This window comes from Citrobacter sp. MGH 55, from assembly GCF_016906145.1.
Classification (GTDB): domain Bacteria; phylum Pseudomonadota; class Gammaproteobacteria; order Enterobacterales; family Enterobacteriaceae; genus Citrobacter_A; species Citrobacter_A amalonaticus.
This window is the reverse complement of record NZ_CP070239.1, coordinates 2,979,491-2,996,534: the sequence shown is the minus strand read 5'-3', so window position 1 is coordinate 2,996,534 and position 17,044 is coordinate 2,979,491. Positions and strand designations below refer to the sequence as shown.

General features: G+C 53.4%; 12 protein-coding genes. 9 read left to right on the top strand and 3 right to left on the bottom strand.

Annotated features, from left to right (window positions below):
• Positions 1-614 precede the first annotated feature (614 nt).
• Both rcsD and rcsB read left to right on the top strand, forming a co-directional pair.
• Positions 615-3,284 carry a phosphotransferase RcsD gene (gene rcsD, locus JTI98_RS12000; RefSeq protein ID WP_044258583.1) on the top strand — a complete coding sequence of 890 codons (2,670 nt, stop codon included), beginning with the start codon at positions 615-617 and terminating at the stop codon, positions 3,282-3,284.
• Positions 3,285-3,299: 15 nt separating this feature from the next.
• A complete protein-coding gene (gene rcsB / locus JTI98_RS11995) occupies positions 3,300-3,950 on the top strand; it encodes a response regulator transcription factor RcsB (RefSeq protein WP_001061917.1) in 651 nt (216 codons plus the stop codon).
• Positions 3,951-4,001: 51 nt separating this feature from the next.
• Here rcsB and rcsC read toward each other — a convergent pair whose 3' ends face one another.
• Entirely contained in the window at positions 4,002-6,848 is a 2,847-nt protein-coding gene (gene rcsC, locus JTI98_RS11990; protein WP_216081294.1) for a two-component system sensor histidine kinase RcsC, read from the bottom strand.
• Between the two features lie 174 nt (positions 6,849-7,022).
• On the opposite strand from rcsC, the gene atoS reads away from it, so the two are divergent.
• The 7 genes from atoS (at position 7,023) to JTI98_RS11955 (ending at position 15,223) form a co-directional block, all read left to right on the top strand.
• Positions 7,023-8,849 (top strand): two-component system sensor histidine kinase AtoS, encoded by a 1,827-nt coding sequence (gene atoS, locus JTI98_RS11985; RefSeq protein WP_058586853.1) that lies wholly within the window; start codon positions 7,023-7,025, stop codon positions 8,847-8,849.
• The gene (gene atoC / locus JTI98_RS11980) at positions 8,846-10,231 is read left to right on the top strand and encodes an acetoacetate metabolism transcriptional regulator AtoC (RefSeq protein ID WP_044258579.1); all 1,386 of its coding nucleotides are present in this window, start codon (positions 8,846-8,848) and stop codon (positions 10,229-10,231) included. Before atoS ends, atoC begins: the two co-directional genes overlap by 4 nt.
• Before the next feature lie 197 nt (positions 10,232-10,428).
• Positions 10,429-11,091 (top strand): acetate CoA-transferase subunit alpha, encoded by a 663-nt coding sequence (gene atoD / locus JTI98_RS11975; RefSeq protein WP_043000064.1) that lies wholly within the window; start codon positions 10,429-10,431, stop codon positions 11,089-11,091.
• Positions 11,091-11,741, top strand: coding sequence for a 3-oxoacid CoA-transferase subunit B (locus JTI98_RS11970; protein WP_043000063.1), 651 nt, complete (start codon positions 11,091-11,093; stop codon positions 11,739-11,741). The genes atoD and JTI98_RS11970 overlap by 1 nt, the downstream gene beginning before the upstream one ends.
• Entirely contained in the window at positions 11,738-13,060 is a 1,323-nt protein-coding gene (locus JTI98_RS11965; RefSeq protein ID WP_043000062.1) for a TIGR00366 family protein, read from the top strand. The genes JTI98_RS11970 and JTI98_RS11965 overlap by 4 nt, the downstream gene beginning before the upstream one ends.
• Before the next feature lie 30 nt (positions 13,061-13,090).
• Complete coding sequence (locus JTI98_RS11960; RefSeq protein ID WP_216081293.1) at positions 13,091-14,275, top strand: acetyl-CoA C-acetyltransferase; 1,185 nt, start codon at positions 13,091-13,093, stop codon at positions 14,273-14,275.
• A gap of 192 nt (positions 14,276-14,467) precedes the next feature.
• The gene (locus tag JTI98_RS11955) at positions 14,468-15,223 is read left to right on the top strand and encodes a MurR/RpiR family transcriptional regulator (RefSeq protein WP_216081292.1); all 756 of its coding nucleotides are present in this window, start codon (positions 14,468-14,470) and stop codon (positions 15,221-15,223) included.
• A 94-nt stretch (positions 15,224-15,317) separates the two neighbouring features.
• On the opposite strand, the gene JTI98_RS11950 is transcribed toward JTI98_RS11955, so the two are convergent.
• Complete coding sequence (locus JTI98_RS11950; protein WP_216081291.1) at positions 15,318-16,334, bottom strand: Gfo/Idh/MocA family protein; 1,017 nt, start codon at positions 16,332-16,334, stop codon at positions 15,318-15,320.
• A gap of 11 nt (positions 16,335-16,345) precedes the next feature.
• On the bottom strand, positions 16,346-17,044 hold a 699-nt coding region (locus JTI98_RS11945), incomplete at its 5' end, for a PTS sorbitol transporter subunit IIB (protein ID WP_216081290.1).

The following is a 17,044-nucleotide window of genomic DNA, read 5'->3' as shown; positions in this document are numbered from 1 at the left end:
CCTAAAACTTTTAAGATGTTTCATTTATCCACATAGATGTTTCAAAATGTAAATTCCAAGGAACTTTTTTTTTGCTTCAAAAAGACAAAAAATAAGCACGATCACTCAAGAAATATATAAAATACATATAAAACAATTAATTACATAAATAAATTTGATAGCACTGAATGACAAAACAAAATCGTCATGCATCTCTAAAATATCTCTCGCTATCATCATTAACTTTATTTATTACCGTCATTCATTTCTGAATGTCTGTTTACCCCTATTTCAACCGGATGCGATGCGTCCGGTTTTTTTTTACCCTTCTTTACACTTATTTTCTCTTTATGTGCTACCGCATAAAAATAATAACAACTATTAACTATTTACCTTCATTCAGTCACTGACTGATATCAGAAACCGATTTCTTGTTATTTCGTGCTATTTCTTCACACTTGACGGGGAATATGTGTACGCCTCTGGTGGGCCTGTACACTTTTACGCCATTTAACTGATGAATTCTTTTTGGCAAAAAATGCAGAACATCAATGAGTAGAGAGTGTGGAAATTCACACCGTACCCTTTATACTGCCCTTTCACCTTCTGCGTTGTTTTACAGGTCATAACCACGAATGAGTCAGTCTGATACAACGGCTACGTCCCGATTTTCCCTCCTGCCGGGAAGCATTACCCGTTTCTTTTTATTGCTGATCATTGTGTTGCTGGTGACGATGGGCGTGATGGTGCAAAGCGCGGTTAACGCCTGGTTGAAAGATAAAAGCTATCAAATCGTCGATATCACCCATGCAATTCATAAGCGTATCGATACCTGGCGTTACGCGACCTGGCAAATCTATGACAACATCGCCGCGACGACGAATCCGTCGAGCAGCGAAGGATTGCAGGAAACACGCCTGAAACAGGACGTTTACTATCTTGAAAAACCACGGCGAAAAACCGAAGCGCTGATCTTTGGCTCGCATGACAGCTCAACGCTGGAAATGACGCAGCGCATCTCGTCCTACCTCGACACGCTGTGGGGCGCTGAGACGGTGCCGTGGTCCATGTATTATCTCAACGGACAGGATAACAGCCTGACGCTCATCTCGACGCTACCGTTAAAAGATCTCTCTTCGGGATTTAAAGAGTCGACCATCGGCAGCATTGTCGATTCCCGTCGGGCAGAGATGCTCCAGCAGGCCAATGCGCTGGACGAACGGGAAAGTTTCTCATCGCTGCGTCGGCTGGCATGGCAAAACGGCCACTATTTTACGCTGCGAACCACGTTTAATCAGCCGGGACACCTGGCGACCGTTGTCGCGTTTGACCTGCCCATCAACGACTTAATTCCTCCCGGCATGCCACTGGACAGCTTCCGCCTTGAGCCTGACACGACTCCAGCCAGCGCACGCAATGCAGATAAAGAATCGCCCGACAGCGTAAGCATCAGCTTTAACAGTTCGAAAATTGAAATCTCGTCGGCGCTGAACTCGACGGGAATGCGCCTGGTCTGGCAGGTGCCGTTTGGCACCCTACTGCTCGATACGCTGCAAAACATCCTGTTACCGCTATTGCTGAATATCGGGCTGCTGGCGCTCGCCCTGTTCGGCTATACCACCTTCCGCAACCAGCCGGGACGCACAACGGAAGTCGCGCCCAATACCGCAGCTAATAATGAGCTACGGATTCTGCGCGCGATTAACGAAGAGATTGTCTCCCTACTGCCGCTGGGTCTGCTGGTGCATGATCAAGAAGCGAACCGCACGGTGATGAGTAACAAAATTGCCGACCATCTGTTGCCGCATCTGAATCTGCAAAACATCACCAGCATGGCGGAACAGCATCAGGGCGTGATCCAGGCGACCGTCAATAACGAGCTGTATGAGATACGCCTGTTCCGCAGCCAGGTCGCTCCACGCACCCAGATCTTTATTATCCGCGACCAGGATCGTGAAGTGCTGGTGAACAAAAAGCTCAAACAGGCTCAGCGGTTATATGAAAAAAATCAGCAGGGCCGCGTCGCCTTTATGCAAAACATCAGCGAGACGTTGAAAGAGCCGGTCAAAACGCTGGCAGCGGAAGTTGCTCAATTGCAAACGTCTGATGCACAGCAACTGGCGAATCATGCCGATGTACTGGTCCGCATGATCGATGAAATTCAACTGGCGAACATGCTGGAAAACGACGCCTGGAAGAGTGAGCCTACCCTCTTCTCGGTTCAGGCGTTAATTGACGAAGTCGTCCCGCAAGTGCTGCCCGCGATGAAGCGTAAAGGTCTGCAACTGCTCATCAACAACCATCTGAAGGCAAACGACGAACGACATGGCGATCGCGATGCACTGCGACGGATCTTACTGCTGTTGATGCAGTACGCGGTAACAACTACCCAGATTGGCAAAATCACGCTCGAGGTTGATCAGGACGAATCGGTGGCCGAGCGCCTGACGTTCCGCATTCTGGATACCGGCGAAGGCGTGACGTTAAGCGAAATTGACAACCTGCATTTCCCGTTCATCAGTGAGACGCAGAAAGACCGTTACGGTAAAGCCAATCCGCTGGCCTTTTGGTTATGCGATCAGCTGGCGCGTAAACTTGGCGGACATTTGAGCATAAAAGCGCGAGATGCGCTGGGTACACGCTATACAGTCCATGTTAAAATGACGCCGCTCGACCAGCATAAAGAAGACGAAGAGCGTCTGCTGGATGATGTCAGCGTGATGATCGACGTGACCTCTAACGAGGTGCGCAATATCGTGCTTCGCCAGTTGGAAAACTGGGGAGCGACCTGCATCACCCCGGATGAGAGACTCATAAGTCAAGAATATGATCTCTTTTTAACTGATAATCCGTCTAATCTTACTGCCTCCGGCTTGCTTTTAAGCGATGATGAGTCAGGCGTGCGGAAAATTGGCCCAGGCCAGCTTCGCGTCAACTTTAATATGAGCAACGCTATGCAGGAAGCTGTACTACAACTAATTGAAGAGCAACTGGCGCAAGAAGCGATCCCGGAATCCCCTCTGGGAGGTGATGAAAACGCCGAACTTCATGCCAGCGGTTATTACGCACTATTTGTAGACACAGTACCGGATGATGTTAAGAGGTTGTATACTGAGGCTGCAATCAGCGATTTTGCTGCGCTAGCCCAAACGGCTCACCGCCTGAAAGGCGTGTTTGCCATGCTAAATCTGGTACCCGGCAAGCAGTTATGTGAAACGCTGGAACATCTGATTCGTGAGAAAGATGCTCCAGGAATAGAAAAATACATCAGCGACATTGACACCTACGTCAAGAGCTTGCTGTAGCAAGGTAGCCTTTACATGAACAATATGAACGTAATTATTGCCGATGACCATCCGATTGTACTGTTCGGTATTCGCAAATCACTTGAGCAAATCGAGTGGGTGAATGTTGTTGGCGAATTTGAAGACTCCACAGCACTGATCAACAACCTGCCAAAATTAGATGCACACGTGTTGATTACCGATCTTTCTATGCCGGGCGATAAGTACGGCGATGGGATCACCCTGATCAAATACATCAAGCGTCATTTCCCAAGCCTGTCGATCATTGTTCTGACCATGAACAATAACCCGGCAATCCTGAGCGCGGTGCTTGATCTCGATATCGAAGGGATTGTCCTGAAACAGGGCGCGCCAACAGACCTGCCGAAAGCGCTGGCTGCGCTGCAGAAAGGCAAAAAGTTCACCCCGGAAAGCGTCTCTCGCCTGCTGGAAAAAATCAGCGCGGGCGGCTACGGTGACAAACGTCTCTCTCCGAAAGAGAGTGAAGTTCTGCGTCTGTTTGCCGAAGGTTTCCTGGTGACTGAAATCGCCAAGAAGCTGAACCGCAGTATCAAAACCATCAGCAGCCAGAAGAAATCAGCAATGATGAAACTGGGCGTTGAAAACGATATCGCACTGCTGAACTATCTCTCTTCCGTGACCCTGAGTCCGGCAGACAAAGACTGATTCTTGCAGACGTAAAAAAGCCCGGTAAGTTTCAGCGCTTACCGGGCTTTTTTATGCTCGCGTTTTCCTGACCCGCTCCGCATACACCGCCAGCGTCTGCCTGATAACGTCCAGCGTGACCGGCTTCGACAGGCAACTGTCCATCCCCGACTCCAGACAGCGTTGCTTCTCTTCGGCTAAAGCGTTGGCCGTCACCCCAACTACCGGTAAAGTCAGCCCTAACTGACGTATGCGCTGTGTCAGTCGATAGCCATCCATATTCGGCATGTTTACGTCACTCAGCACGATATCGATATGGTTTTTGCTCAGCACGTTCAGGGCATCCACGCCGTCATTGGCGGTTTTGCACTGATACCCGAGCGATCCCAGCTGATCGGCCAGCAGGCGGCGGTTAATCGGATGATCGTCAACCACCAGGATCATCATGTCATCATTAGTAGCCGCCGCTTTTTCCGGAGCCGGTAACGCGGAGGAGAGCTCCTCATCGTCCAGCTCAATACGATAGATCCGGGCCAGCAGCGCCGGCAGTTCATGCGGCGACGCCACGCTGTGCACCCATTCCCCCGGCCCCCTTTCCTGTGGAATACCAATGTGGCGCCGACAGAAAATCACCGCTGCCCGCCCCTGCCACGGCTGTTCCAGGGCATCGTCGGTGATCAACATGTCATCACTCGCCGGTGTCTGCCCTTCATAACGCATCACCTCAACACCGTTACGCGTCAGGCTGTTTTCGACAAACTGGCACAAAGACGCATTACGCACCGCCAACCAGCAGCGTGTTCTGGCAAGTCCATCAAGCCCTTTTTTCGCCGGATACTGCGCGCCATACAGCGGAATACGCACTGTAAACTGGCTCCCCATCCCTGGTTCTGAATCAACCGAAATGTCACCATCCATCATGCTGATCAGCTTTTCGCAAATCGCCAGTCCCAGCCCCGTTCCCTGGAAATTGCGCTGCACGCCCGTACCGACCTGGAAGAACGGATCGAACAAGCGCACCACTTCTTTCGCCGGGATCCCGACGCCGGTATCCCGCACCCGAATGCTGAGATAATCATCGTCGCGGCTGACATGCAGCACAATGCAACCAATATCGGTGAATTTAATCGCGTTGCTCAACAGGTTAGAAATCACCTGTTGCAGGCGCATCGGATCGCCATTAAGCGAAACCGGCACATTCGGTTCGATAAAGCAGTACAGCCCGAGCTGCTTGCGCACCACCAGCGGCAGATAGTTCGCGGTAATGTGGCTCATCACCTCACGTGGCGAGAATTCACGCGGCTCAATTTTCAACTGCTCCGATTCGATTTTCGAGAAGTCGAGAATGTCACTGATGATTTTCAGCAGCAGACTGGAAGAGTTATTCATCGCCGTCACCAGGCGATCGACCCCTTTTGGCAATTCTTTGGTTTGTAGCAGATCAAGGTTACCGATAATGCCATACAGCGGCGTGCGCAGCTCGTGGCTGACGGTCGCCAGGAACATCGATTTCGACTGACTCGCCTGTTCAGCCGCCTGCGCCATCTCCTGCAACGACTCCTCCATTTTGACGCGGGCGGAAACATCCACCAGCACGCAAATCGCCACGTTTTCATTGCGATAGCGGGAATGGACGAAGCTAATCTGCAAATTGGTGTTATTGCTGGTCAGCACATCGACAAAGTTCACCTGCTGTCCACAGATGATTTGCGTCAGCCGCTGTCGATCCTCATGGGTGAGCATGTTCAGATAGGTATGCGCCAGCTCGTTACTGAGGATGTTAATACCGTCAACGGTGCGCAGAATACAGATCCCGACCGGCGCGGACGCGACAATCTTACGGTTAAACTGCTCATGCTCTTCCAGCCGTTGGGCGTCGCTTTCCGCCGGAATAAAGATCCGTCGTTCGTACATCCGCGCGAGGGTAAACAGTGCCGCACCTACCAGCACATTCAGCAGAATGGCATTCAGAATCAGCATCCGGATCCGTTCCAGCACCAGATCGACCGGAACGGAATAGACGATGCTTAACGAAGACGGCGGCAGATTTTTCTTCAGCACCAGCTCACGAAAGCCCGGCGTATAGCCAAACCAGGAGCGTTCCTGCATCCAGCGAGGTTCCGCCTTGATGGTACTTTCCGGCCCGGTCAGCGAAATCAACGCATGCCCATTTTCATCCAGAATGGTCACGCCCATCGGCAGACTGCCCGGCGTAAAGAAATTTTCCATTCGAATGGATTGTTCAATGCCCAACAGGGCCTGCAGGCGGTTTGCCAGATAAACCGGCGTCAGCGCGTAGAAATAGCCGATCCCTGGACGTGGTCCCTGCGCCACCCAGTAGAGATTGTTTCCGGATTCATCCTGCGGCGCGTTGCGGTACTTCATAATCCGCTCGTGCAGCGTTTTCAGCGCGTTATCGCGCTCGACGGGCATATCGCGCAGGCCGAAATTCGCCATGCAGAGATTATCGCTGCCAATGAGAAATACACGATTCAGATCGTACGCAGCGGAAAAGTTGTCACGCCAGTAGCGCATGAACCACGCCAGCGACTCCAGCGATCCGCGCCAGGCGTTGCCCATTGCCGCGCAGTCGGAATCGGCAAACAGCGGCTGAAAGGTCGGCACCTCGGTTTTATCGTCACGCGACCGCGAAGACAACACGCCGTTCTCCGCCGTCAGGCGATTCTCCGCGATGTACTTGAGCTCTTTCATCACATCCGACGTGCGCTGAATGTAGCGCTGGGCCTGATCGGAACTGAGATTAAACTCCTGGCGGATCTCTGACTCCCGCTGATGCAAGGCGTTCACAATGTAGAACACCGAAGCAAAGGCAATCAGCAGCCAAATCAACAGCGCCAACGCTCTGAACAGATAGCGCGAGATTTTCAGGGTCGTGCGAAAGGATGCAAGGTATTTCAAAAGGGCGAAGCTCCGCCTCAGGCGATAAATGGAGTGTGGTTAAGGTAGCGGTAAATGCGCGTCGTCGCAATGCCCGCGCCTGCGTTTGCGGGAATATGATACACCGCTGAGAAACAGTTGCCGCAACCCCCGATAATTAGCGTTTGTCAGAAAATGGGTCACAGGGATGCCAGCATGCGCTTTTTGAGAGGGTTATACCCGCGACGCTTACGCAATCAGATGATCCTGATGGCGCTTCTGATGGTCATCGTGCCGACGCTGTCGATTGGTTATATCGTAGAAACCGAAGGACGGTCAGCAGTCTTATCTGAAAAAGAGAAAAAATTATCTGCCGTTATACACCTGCTCGATCAGGCGCTGGGCGATCGCTTTACCCATTTTACGGCGCTGCCGCGGGACGAACGTATTCAGGCGCTGAATGCCGAACTCGGCCCCATCACCGAGCGGATCACTCAGGCATTTCCGGGCGTCGGCGCGGGCTACTATAACAAAGCGCTGGATGCGATTGTGACCTACGCCCCTTCCGCGCTGTACCAAAATAACGTTGGCGTGACGATTGCCGCCGATCACCCCGGACGCGAAGTGATGCGCAGCAATGCCCCGGTCGTCTTTTCCGGTCGCCAGGTGCGCGGCGATATTCTTAACTCCATGATCCCCATCACCCGGGATGGCGACGTGCTGGGCTACATCTGGGCGAATGAGTTGACGGAAGATATCCAGCGTCAGGCGTGGAGGATGGACGTGCGCATCATTGCGGTGCTGGCGGCTGGTCTGCTCTGTAGCCTGCTCTTGATCGTGCTGTTTTCCCGACGCCTTGGCGCCAATATCGACATCATCACGGACGGTCTGTCGACGCTGGCGCAAAAAACGCCAGCGCAACTTCCCAATCTGCCTGGCGAACTGGGGCAAATTAGCCGCAGCGTTAACGCGCTGGCGCAAACGTTGCGTGAAACGAAAACCCTTAACGATCTGATCATTGAAAACGCCGCCGATGGGGTGATCGCAATCGACAGACAGGGCGATGTCACCACCATGAACCCTGCGGCGGAAATGATTACCGGCTATACGCTCAATGAACTGGTCGGTCGCCCCTATGCCACCCTCTTCTCCGACCCGCATTTTGCCAGCCCGGTTCTCGATACCCTGGCGCACGGGACGGAGCATCTGGCACAGGAAGTTAGCTTTCCGGCACGCGACCGCACCATTGAACTCAGTGTCACCACCAGCCGTATTCATAACCCCAATGGTGAATTGATCGGTGCGCTGGTGATTTTTTCCGACCTGACTGCCCGCAAAGAAACGCAGCGTCGCCTGGCGCAAACCGAGAGACTTGCCACTTTGGGTGAACTGATGGCCGGGGTGGCGCATGAGGTACGTAATCCGCTCACCGCCATCCGGGGGTATGTGCAGATCATTCGTCAACAAACCAGCCTGCCTGTGCATCAGGAATATCTGTCCGTGGTACTGAAAGAAATTGATTCCATCAACAAAGTCATTCAGCAGTTGCTGGATTTCTCCCGGCCGCGACAAAGCCAGTGGCAGCAAGTGCTGCTCAATTCGCTGATCGAAGAGACGCTGATTCTGGTGCAAACCTCCGGCGTTCAGGCACGGATCACGTTCAACTTTGAACAGGATACGGGGCTGCCTGCCATCGTTGCCGATCGTGAACTGTTAAAACAGGTGATCCTCAATCTTTTGATTAATGCCGTGCAGGCCATCAACGCACGCGGTGAAATCCGCATTCGCACCTGGCAATATTCAGCCACCCAACAAGCCGTGGCGATTGAAGATAACGGCGGTGGGATTGATATCGCGCTACAGAAAAAGATTTTTGACCCCTTTTTCACCACCAAAGCCTCAGGAACAGGGCTTGGACTCGCGCTCAGCCAGCGCATTATCAATGCTCATCAGGGTGATATTCACGTCGCCAGCATGCCCGGATGTGGCGCGACGTTTACCCTTATTTTACCGATTAACCCGCAGGGAAACTTGTCAGTATGAAAACCCGCTACCGTATCCTCATTGTGGATGACGAAGATAACGTTCGTCGCATGCTCACCACCGCCTTTTCGCTACAGGGGCATGAAACGCACTGTGCCAGCAACGGGGAGGAAGCGTTGCAGCGCTTTGCCGACGCTCCACCGGATGTGGTGCTGATGGATATCCGCATGCCGGAAATGAACGGGATCGACGCCCTGAAAGTCATGCGCACTCAGCAGCCGCGTATCCCCGTGATCCTGATGACCGCTTACGCCGAAGTCGAAACCGCCGTCGAAGCGTTACGCAGCGGGGCGTTTGATTACGTGATCAAACCTTTCGATCTCGATGAACTGAATTTACTGATCCAACGCGCCCTGCAACTGCAGGCGATGAAACAGGAGATCCGCAGCCTGCATCAGGCGCTGAGCACCAGCTGGCAGTGGGGACATATCCTGACCAACAGTCCGCGGATGATGGATATCTGCAAAGATACGGCGAAAATTGCCCTGTCGCAGGCCAACGTTCTGATCAGTGGTGAAAGCGGTACCGGCAAAGAGTTGATTGCGCGCGCTATTCACTACAATTCGCGCCGGGCAAACGGTCCGTTTATCAAAATCAACTGCGCCGCGTTACCGGAGTCGCTGCTGGAAAGCGAGTTGTTCGGTCATGAAAAAGGGGCCTTCACCGGCGCACAAACTCAGCGTCAGGGACTGTTCGAACGCGCTCATCAGGGAACGCTGCTACTCGATGAAATTGGTGAAATGCCGCTGGTGCTCCAGGCTAAATTACTGCGCATTCTGCAGGAACGGGAATTCGAACGCGTGGGCGGGCATCAGACGATTCAGGTGGATATCCGCATCGTCGCTGCCACCAACCGCGATCTCCATGCGATGGTGAAAGAAGGCGCTTTCCGTGAAGACCTGTTCTATCGTCTGAATGTGATTCATCTGCAACTTCCCCCGCTGCGCGAACGACGGGAAGACATTGCGCTGCTGGCTAACCACTTCCTGCAGAAATTCAGTTCGGAAAATCAGCGCGACATTATTGAGATCGATCCGGCAGCCATGTCAATGCTTACCACCTGGCCCTGGCCCGGAAACATCCGCGAACTTTCAAACGTCATTGAGCGGGCGGTGGTGATGAATACCGGCGCCGTCATTTTTGCAGAAGATCTGCCTGCCCCGCTCCGCCAGCCGGTGGGTGGTGGCAGCGAGATAAAGGCCACACAGCCCGGTGAACGCAATCTGAAAGAAGAGATTAAACGCGAAGAGAAGCGGATCATTATCGAGGTACTTGAACAGCATGAAGGAAACCGCACCCGCGCCGCCCTGATGTTAGGCATCAGTCGACGTGCCCTGATGTATAAATTGCAGGAATACGGTATCGATACGGCAGGCTTGTAGAACCAGAATCTGCTATGCAGAATTTTGCACAGTGCGCAAAATTCTGCATAGCATCCGCACTAAGATCACACAACACTCCCATGAATATTTAATTATATTCAACAGGTTAACTAATATCCCTGTCCGTTAGCCATTCTGGCATCCCGCTTGCTATTCCCTTTGTGTACCCAAAATGGAGTATGCAAAAGGGAAACATAATGAAAACAAAACTGATTACCTTACAGAACGCTGCCGGATTCTTTCGTGACGGCATGACCATCATGGTTGGTGGTTTTATGGGGGTCGGGACCCCGCCCCGCCTTGTCGAAGCCTTACTTGAATCCGGCGTCAGAGACCTGACACTGATCGCCAACGATACCGCCTTTGTCGATACCGGCATCGGCCCGCTGATCGTCAATGGCCGGGTGAACAAAGTCATTGCGTCCCATATCGGCACTAACCCGGAAACCGGGCGTCGGATGATCGCCAAAGAGATGGACGTTCAGCTGGTGCCGCAGGGTACGCTGATTGAACAGATCCGCTGCGGCGGTGCTGGACTCGGCGGCTTCCTGACCCCAACCGGCGTCGGCACGATTGTGGAAGATGGCAAACAAACCCTGACACTTGACGGCAAAACCTGGCTACTGGAGCGACCGTTGCGTGCCGACCTGGCACTCATCCGCGCGCACCGTGCCGACCCACTCGGCAACCTGACCTACCAACTCAGCGCCCGCAACTTCAACCCGCTTATTGCCCTCGCCGCCGATATCACCCTGGTGGAACCTGACGAACTCGTTGAGACAGGCGATCTGTTGCCTGACCAGATAGTCACCCCCGGCGCCGTTATCGACCATATCGTCATGCCACAGGAGAGCAAATAATGGATGCTAAACAACGTATTGCGCGCCGTGTGGCGCAAGAACTTCGCGATGGTGATGTTGTGAATTTAGGCATTGGCCTGCCGACGATGGTCGCCAACTATCTGCCGGATGACATTCATATCACCCTGCAATCAGAGAACGGATTTCTCGGACTGGGACCGGTCACCACCGCGCATCCCGATCTGGTGAACGCCGGTGGTCAACCCTGCGGAATATTACCGGGGGCGGCGATGTTCGATAGCGCGATGTCATTCGCACTGATTCGTGGCGGCCACGTCGATGCCTGCGTACTGGGCGGATTGCAGGTTGATGAACAGGCTAACCTCGCGAACTGGGTCGTGCCCGGCAAAATGGTCCCTGGGATGGGCGGCGCGATGGATCTGGTAACCGGAGCGCGCAAAGTGATTATCGCGATGGAACACTGCGCGAAAGACGGCTCAGCGAAAATCCTTCGTCACTGCACCATGCCACTGACGGCCCAGCATGCGGTGCATATGCTGGTTACCGAACTCGCCGTGTTCCGCTTTATCGACGGCAAAATGTGGCTGACGGAAATCGTCGACGGATGCGACCTCGATACTCTGCGAGCAAAAACAGAAGCGCAGTTTGACATTGCCGCCGATCTGGTCGTTCAGCGAGGTGAAGCATGATCGGCCGTATCTCGCGTTTCATGACGCGCTTCGTCAGTCGCTGGCTGCCCGATCCCCTGATTTTCGCCATGCTGCTGACGCTGTTGACGTTCGGCATCGCGCTGTGGCTGACGCCGCAAACGCCGATCAGTATGGTGCGTTTCTGGGGGGATGGCTTCTGGAATCTGCTGGCCTTCGGGATGCAGATGGCGTTGATCATCGTGACAGGTCACGCGCTGGCCAGTTCCGGTCCGGTGAAAAACCTGCTGCGTACTGCCGCGTCTGCCGCAAAAACGCCCGCGCAGGGCGTAATGCTGGTGACCTTCTTTGGCTCCGTCGCTTGCGTCATTAACTGGGGCTTCGGTCTGGTAGTGGGAGCGATGTTTGCCCGTGAAGTTGCCCGTCGCGTGCCGGGATCCGATTATCCGCTGCTGATTGCCTGCGCTTATATCGGTTTTCTGACCTGGGGCGGCGGCTTCTCAGGCTCGATGCCCCTGCTGGCGGCAACGCCGGGTAACCCGGTGGAACACATTGCGGGCTTGATTCCGGTCAGCGACACCCTGTTTACCGGTTTCAACATCTTCATCACTCTCGGTCTGATTGTGGTCATGCCGTTTATCACCCGCATGATGACGCCAAAACCGTCGGATGTTGTCAGCGTCGATCCGAAACTGTTGATGGAAGAGCCTGATTTCCAGAAGACCTTGCCAGCAGATGCACCTCCGTCCGAAAAACTGGAAGAGAGCCGAATCCTGGCGCTGATCATTGGGGCATTAGGCATCGCTTATCTCGGGATCTACTTCGCCGAGAAAGGGTTCAACATCACCATCAACACCGTCAATCTGATGTTTATGATTGCCGGTCTGCTGCTGCACAAAACGCCGATGGCCTATATGCGCGCCATTAGTGCCGCTGCGCGCAGCACCGCCGGTATCCTGGTGCAGTTCCCGTTCTATGCCGGTATCCAGTTGATGATGGAGCACTCCGGTCTCGGAGGACTCATCACCGAGTTCTTCATCAACGTCGCCAATAAAGACACCTTCCCGGTCATGACCTTCTTCAGCTCTGCGCTGATCAACTTTGCCGTGCCGTCAGGCGGTGGTCACTGGGTTATTCAGGGACCGTTCGTCATGCCAGCCGCGCAAGCGCTAGGGGCCGATCTGGGTAAATCCGTGATGGCGATTGCCTACGGCGAGCAGTGGATGAACATGGCGCAACCCTTCTGGGCGCTTCCCGCACTGGCCATCGCCGGGTTGGGGGTTCGCGACATCATGGGGTACTGCATCACCGCCCTGCTTTTCTCCGGTGTCATTTTTGTTGTCGGTCTGACCTTTTTCTGACGGCAGCGACTCACTTTTAAGGAACAGAAGATGAAAAATTGTGTCATCGTCAGCGCAGTACGTACCGCCATCGGCAGCTTCAACGGCGCGCTGGCCACCACCAGTGCCATCGAACTTGGCGCGACTGTGATTAGCGCCGCGCTGGAACGCGCGCAACTCGACCCGCAACGAGTGGATGAAGTGATCATGGGCAACGTGTTGCAGGCCGGTCTGGGACAAAACCCGGCGCGCCAGGCGCTGTTAAAAAGCGGCCTTAGCGAAACCGTCTGCGGGTTTACCGTCAACAAAGTCTGCGGTTCAGGGCTCAAAAGCGTCGCACTGGCCGCCCAGGCAATTCAGGCCGGTCAGGCACAGGCGCTGGTTGCTGGCGGCATGGAAAACATGAGTCTCGCCCCCTATCTGCTGGATGCGAAAGCCCGCTGGGGTTATCGCCTCGGCGACGGCCAGTTATCGGATGTGATTCTGCGTGACGGTCTGCTCTGTGCCACCCATGGTTATCACATGGGAATCACCGCCGAAAACGTCGCCCGTGAATACGGTATCAGCCGCGACATGCAGGATGAGCTCGCACTGCTCTCCCAGCAAAAAGCGGTCGCCGCCATCCATTCTGGCGCCTTTGAGGCCGAAATTGTGCCGGTCAGCGTCACGTCGCGTAAAAAAACCATTGTCTTTGACCGCGACGAATTCCCCAAGGCTGACTCAACAGCAGAAGGTCTTGCGGCACTGCGTCCGGCGTTTGATAAGGCCGGCACCGTCACCGCTGGCAACGCCTCTGGGATCAACGACGGCGCGGCCGCGCTGGTGGTCATGGAAGAATCTGCCGCACTGGCGGCAGGACTGAAACCGCTGGCACGCATTAAGACATATGCCAGCGGCGGCGTCGCGCCAGCGCTGATGGGGATGGGGCCGGTACCCGCCACGCAGAAAGCCCTGAAACAATGCGGATTGCAGCTTTCCGATATCGATCTGATTGAAGCCAATGAGGCGTTTGCCGCGCAGTTCCTTGCCGTCGGCAAGACGCTGGGCTTCGACCCACAAAAGGTGAACGTGAACGGTGGCGCGATTGCGCTTGGGCATCCGATCGGCGCCAGCGGCGCGCGGATCCTGGTGACATTGCTGCATGCGCTTTCCGCCAGGGATAAGACGCTGGGTCTGGCAACGCTGTGCATCGGCGGCGGTCAGGGTATTGCAATGATTGTGGAAAGGATGAATTAATCCCTGGGGTCCACTGGTTAGACACTAAATCCTTCGAGTCGCAGGACAACATGCAGCAGGCATTTTGGACAACGCTTGCGCTGGCTTAAAGGGACGAGGCTCATGGACGAGCCGGATCGCTCCGTCGCCAACACAGAGGCTGCTTGAAGGATAAAGTGTATCTGTCATAATAAACAAAACCGAGGGACCTCAATGAACATTATCGAACAACTTCAGTTACTGGTAAAAACAGGTACGCACGCGGAGCAAACAATTAGCCGTTACATTCTGGCTACATTGTCGGGCGCGGAAAAACTGACGTCGACGGCAATTTCAAAAAAGACGCAAACCAGCCAACCCTCCATTGTTCGCTTTGCGCAATCTCTCGGTTATACCGGCTTTACTTCATTTAAATATGATTTAATTAAGTGTCTGCGCAGCGCACCTGAGGCACTGCTTCCGGCCCAGGCAACGAAAAACAATGTTATTCTTGGCGAGTTTATTAATAATAATAACCCTGCGGCCCTTAATACTTTCTTTGAAATTATTAATTCCAGCCGTAACCTCTATTTCTGTCATCCGCGAGAACTGAGTTCATTACTCTGCAATATCATTCAGGATTATAGTGATATTGGCAAAGTCTGCATTCCCGTAGAGTACCAGAATGCCCATTCATTGCTGACAAACACCCTGACGGATTGTGATTCCGTGATCCTGCTTCCTGGACTCAAAGATGAGCCGGATAATCAACTCATTACCTTGATTCGTGAGCATGAGGCCGCCTCACTGGCAGTCGCCTGCCATCAGAGCGGCGCGACGCTTGCCGATGTAACCTTATATACGCCTCAGTCCAGCGTCAGCCCCCTCAGTTTCGCCGCACTGAAAATGTCTTTACACACGCTTTTTTTCCACGCGCTGCAATATTGCTATCTGAATATGAATAATGAAAAGGCGCCTCATAAACGATGATCATCGACCGGGTTGAGGGGGAATAACGAACCCTGCCTTAATCAAAGAAATTAAAGCCAGAAAAGCGGTTTATGAGGCGTAAACCATCGATGATTTATAACTGCACAATACGTCCTGTCGATAACGAATGATGCACGGCTTCACATATTAACGTCGCCTGCAACCCATCATCAGCGGTTGCCAGATAAGGGGTATCAAATAATATGTGCTCAACAAAATCATGTATTGGCTGAATCCCATAGCCACTGGCTTTATTATTAACGTAATTAATAAAATTATAATTTGGCGTTGCACTGCGCTGAGGGGTGAACATTTCATATCCCCGCAACTGCGCGTCGGCGCGATAATAGTTATTCTCGGTAATAACAAAACTACGACCATCGTTTGCTTTGGGGAATGAAGGTGGTAAGCACCACCCCACTTCAACGGTCCATTGCGCGCCATTATCAAAGGTGACAAACGACTGAATGGTATCCCAGGAATCAACGCCTTCCGCCACCAGCTTCTTCTTCTGCCCTATCGCATAGACGCTCACCGCATTGGCGCCGTTCATATAATATCTAATCAAATCAAAACAATGCGTTCCGAGAAAATGAACGGGAGAACTCTCATTCGCCCATGACAGCCAGTTTTTCGGCACGTCGATAATATCGTCCATGCTCATATAGCCACGCAGGACCTGACCGGTTTCGGGTTTCAGCAGCTCATGGTGAATATGCTGTGCCATCCCGTCCCAACGCTTGTGGTAATCAACGCCAATCTTCACTCCTTGTTGCTGCGCACAGTGGATGATTTCCCGACATTCCGCTGACGTTGTCGCCATCGGTTTCTCAATCAGCACATGTTTGCCCGCCCTGATGGCTTCAATCGTGGCATCAAAGTGGAACGGATCCGGCGTCGCGATCGATACCAGATCAACGTCCGTCGCGGCAAACAACTCTGCCAGCGAGGCATAACCTGGCACCTGAAACTCCGCCGCAACGTTGGCGCGGATGTCCGGATTGATCTCGCAAAACCCCACCAGGTTCACCCACGGATTATAGTGATACGCATTGATATGATGTTTGCCATAAATACCGGCCCCCACTACCGCGGCATTGATTTTGTTCATTACACATTTCCTCAGTTAAACAAGCCAAACGAAAACAGATAACCGATGGCCACCGCCAGAGGCGCGGTAATCATCCGTGACAGCAAGAAAGAGGGCACGCCAAGACGAATGGTTTTCTCTTTCGCCTCCTGCATGGAAAGCCCAACGGGAATGAAATCGGCACCGACCTGGACGTTAATCGCGAACAGCGCCGGCAACGCCATCAGCGGTGAAACCACCCCGCTACCGATTAGCGTTCCTACCAGCACACCAACGACCTGCGCAATCGCCGCGCCAGGAGCCAGAATGGGAGAGATGAAGGGCAGACCACAAATAATCGCAATCACAAACAGACCGGTTAACGATCCGGCAAGCGGCGACAGCGCATTCCCGGTCCACTGACCAATCGCGGTCTCCTGAACCAGAGCGATCAGAACCGAGATAAAGGCCATAAAAGGGATCACGTTTTTAATACACAGCTCGACCGATTCACGCGCCGAGGAGTAGAGCAGGCTGACAAAGTTACCGATTCCCGTCGCAAAACGCGTCATCAACTCCAGCGCAGTGTTGGTCGCGGAACCACGTGGTTTTGCCTCCACGCGATCCTGAGCCACGGCACAGGCATGGTCTGCCGGGAGAGGCTCACTGAGCTCAACGTTTTCCTCCCCGGTTACCGGTTGATTAATGGTTTCAATCAGCGAAAGCGATTCAAGACTGACATCAGAGATGTG

Bases quoted from the DNA above. Each gene is read 5' to 3' on its own strand.
- rcsD (WP_044258583.1), top strand. From the start codon at position 615: ATGAGTCAGTCTGATACAACGGCTACGTCCCGATTTTCCCTCCTGCCG.
- rcsB (WP_001061917.1), top strand. From the start codon at position 3,300: ATGAACAATATGAACGTAATTATTGCCGATGACCATCCGATTGTACTG.
- atoS (WP_058586853.1), top strand. From the start codon at position 7,023: ATGCGCTTTTTGAGAGGGTTATACCCGCGACGCTTACGCAATCAGATG.
- atoC (WP_044258579.1), top strand. From the start codon at position 8,846: ATGAAAACCCGCTACCGTATCCTCATTGTGGATGACGAAGATAACGTT.
- atoD (WP_043000064.1), top strand. From the start codon at position 10,429: ATGAAAACAAAACTGATTACCTTACAGAACGCTGCCGGATTCTTTCGT.
- JTI98_RS11970 (WP_043000063.1), top strand. From the start codon at position 11,091: ATGGATGCTAAACAACGTATTGCGCGCCGTGTGGCGCAAGAACTTCGC.
- JTI98_RS11965 (WP_043000062.1), top strand. From the start codon at position 11,738: ATGATCGGCCGTATCTCGCGTTTCATGACGCGCTTCGTCAGTCGCTGG.
- JTI98_RS11960 (WP_216081293.1), top strand. From the start codon at position 13,091: ATGAAAAATTGTGTCATCGTCAGCGCAGTACGTACCGCCATCGGCAGC.
- JTI98_RS11955 (WP_216081292.1), top strand. From the start codon at position 14,468: ATGAACATTATCGAACAACTTCAGTTACTGGTAAAAACAGGTACGCAC.
- JTI98_RS11950 (WP_216081291.1), bottom strand. From the start codon at position 16,334: ATGAACAAAATCAATGCCGCGGTAGTGGGGGCCGGTATTTATGGCAAA.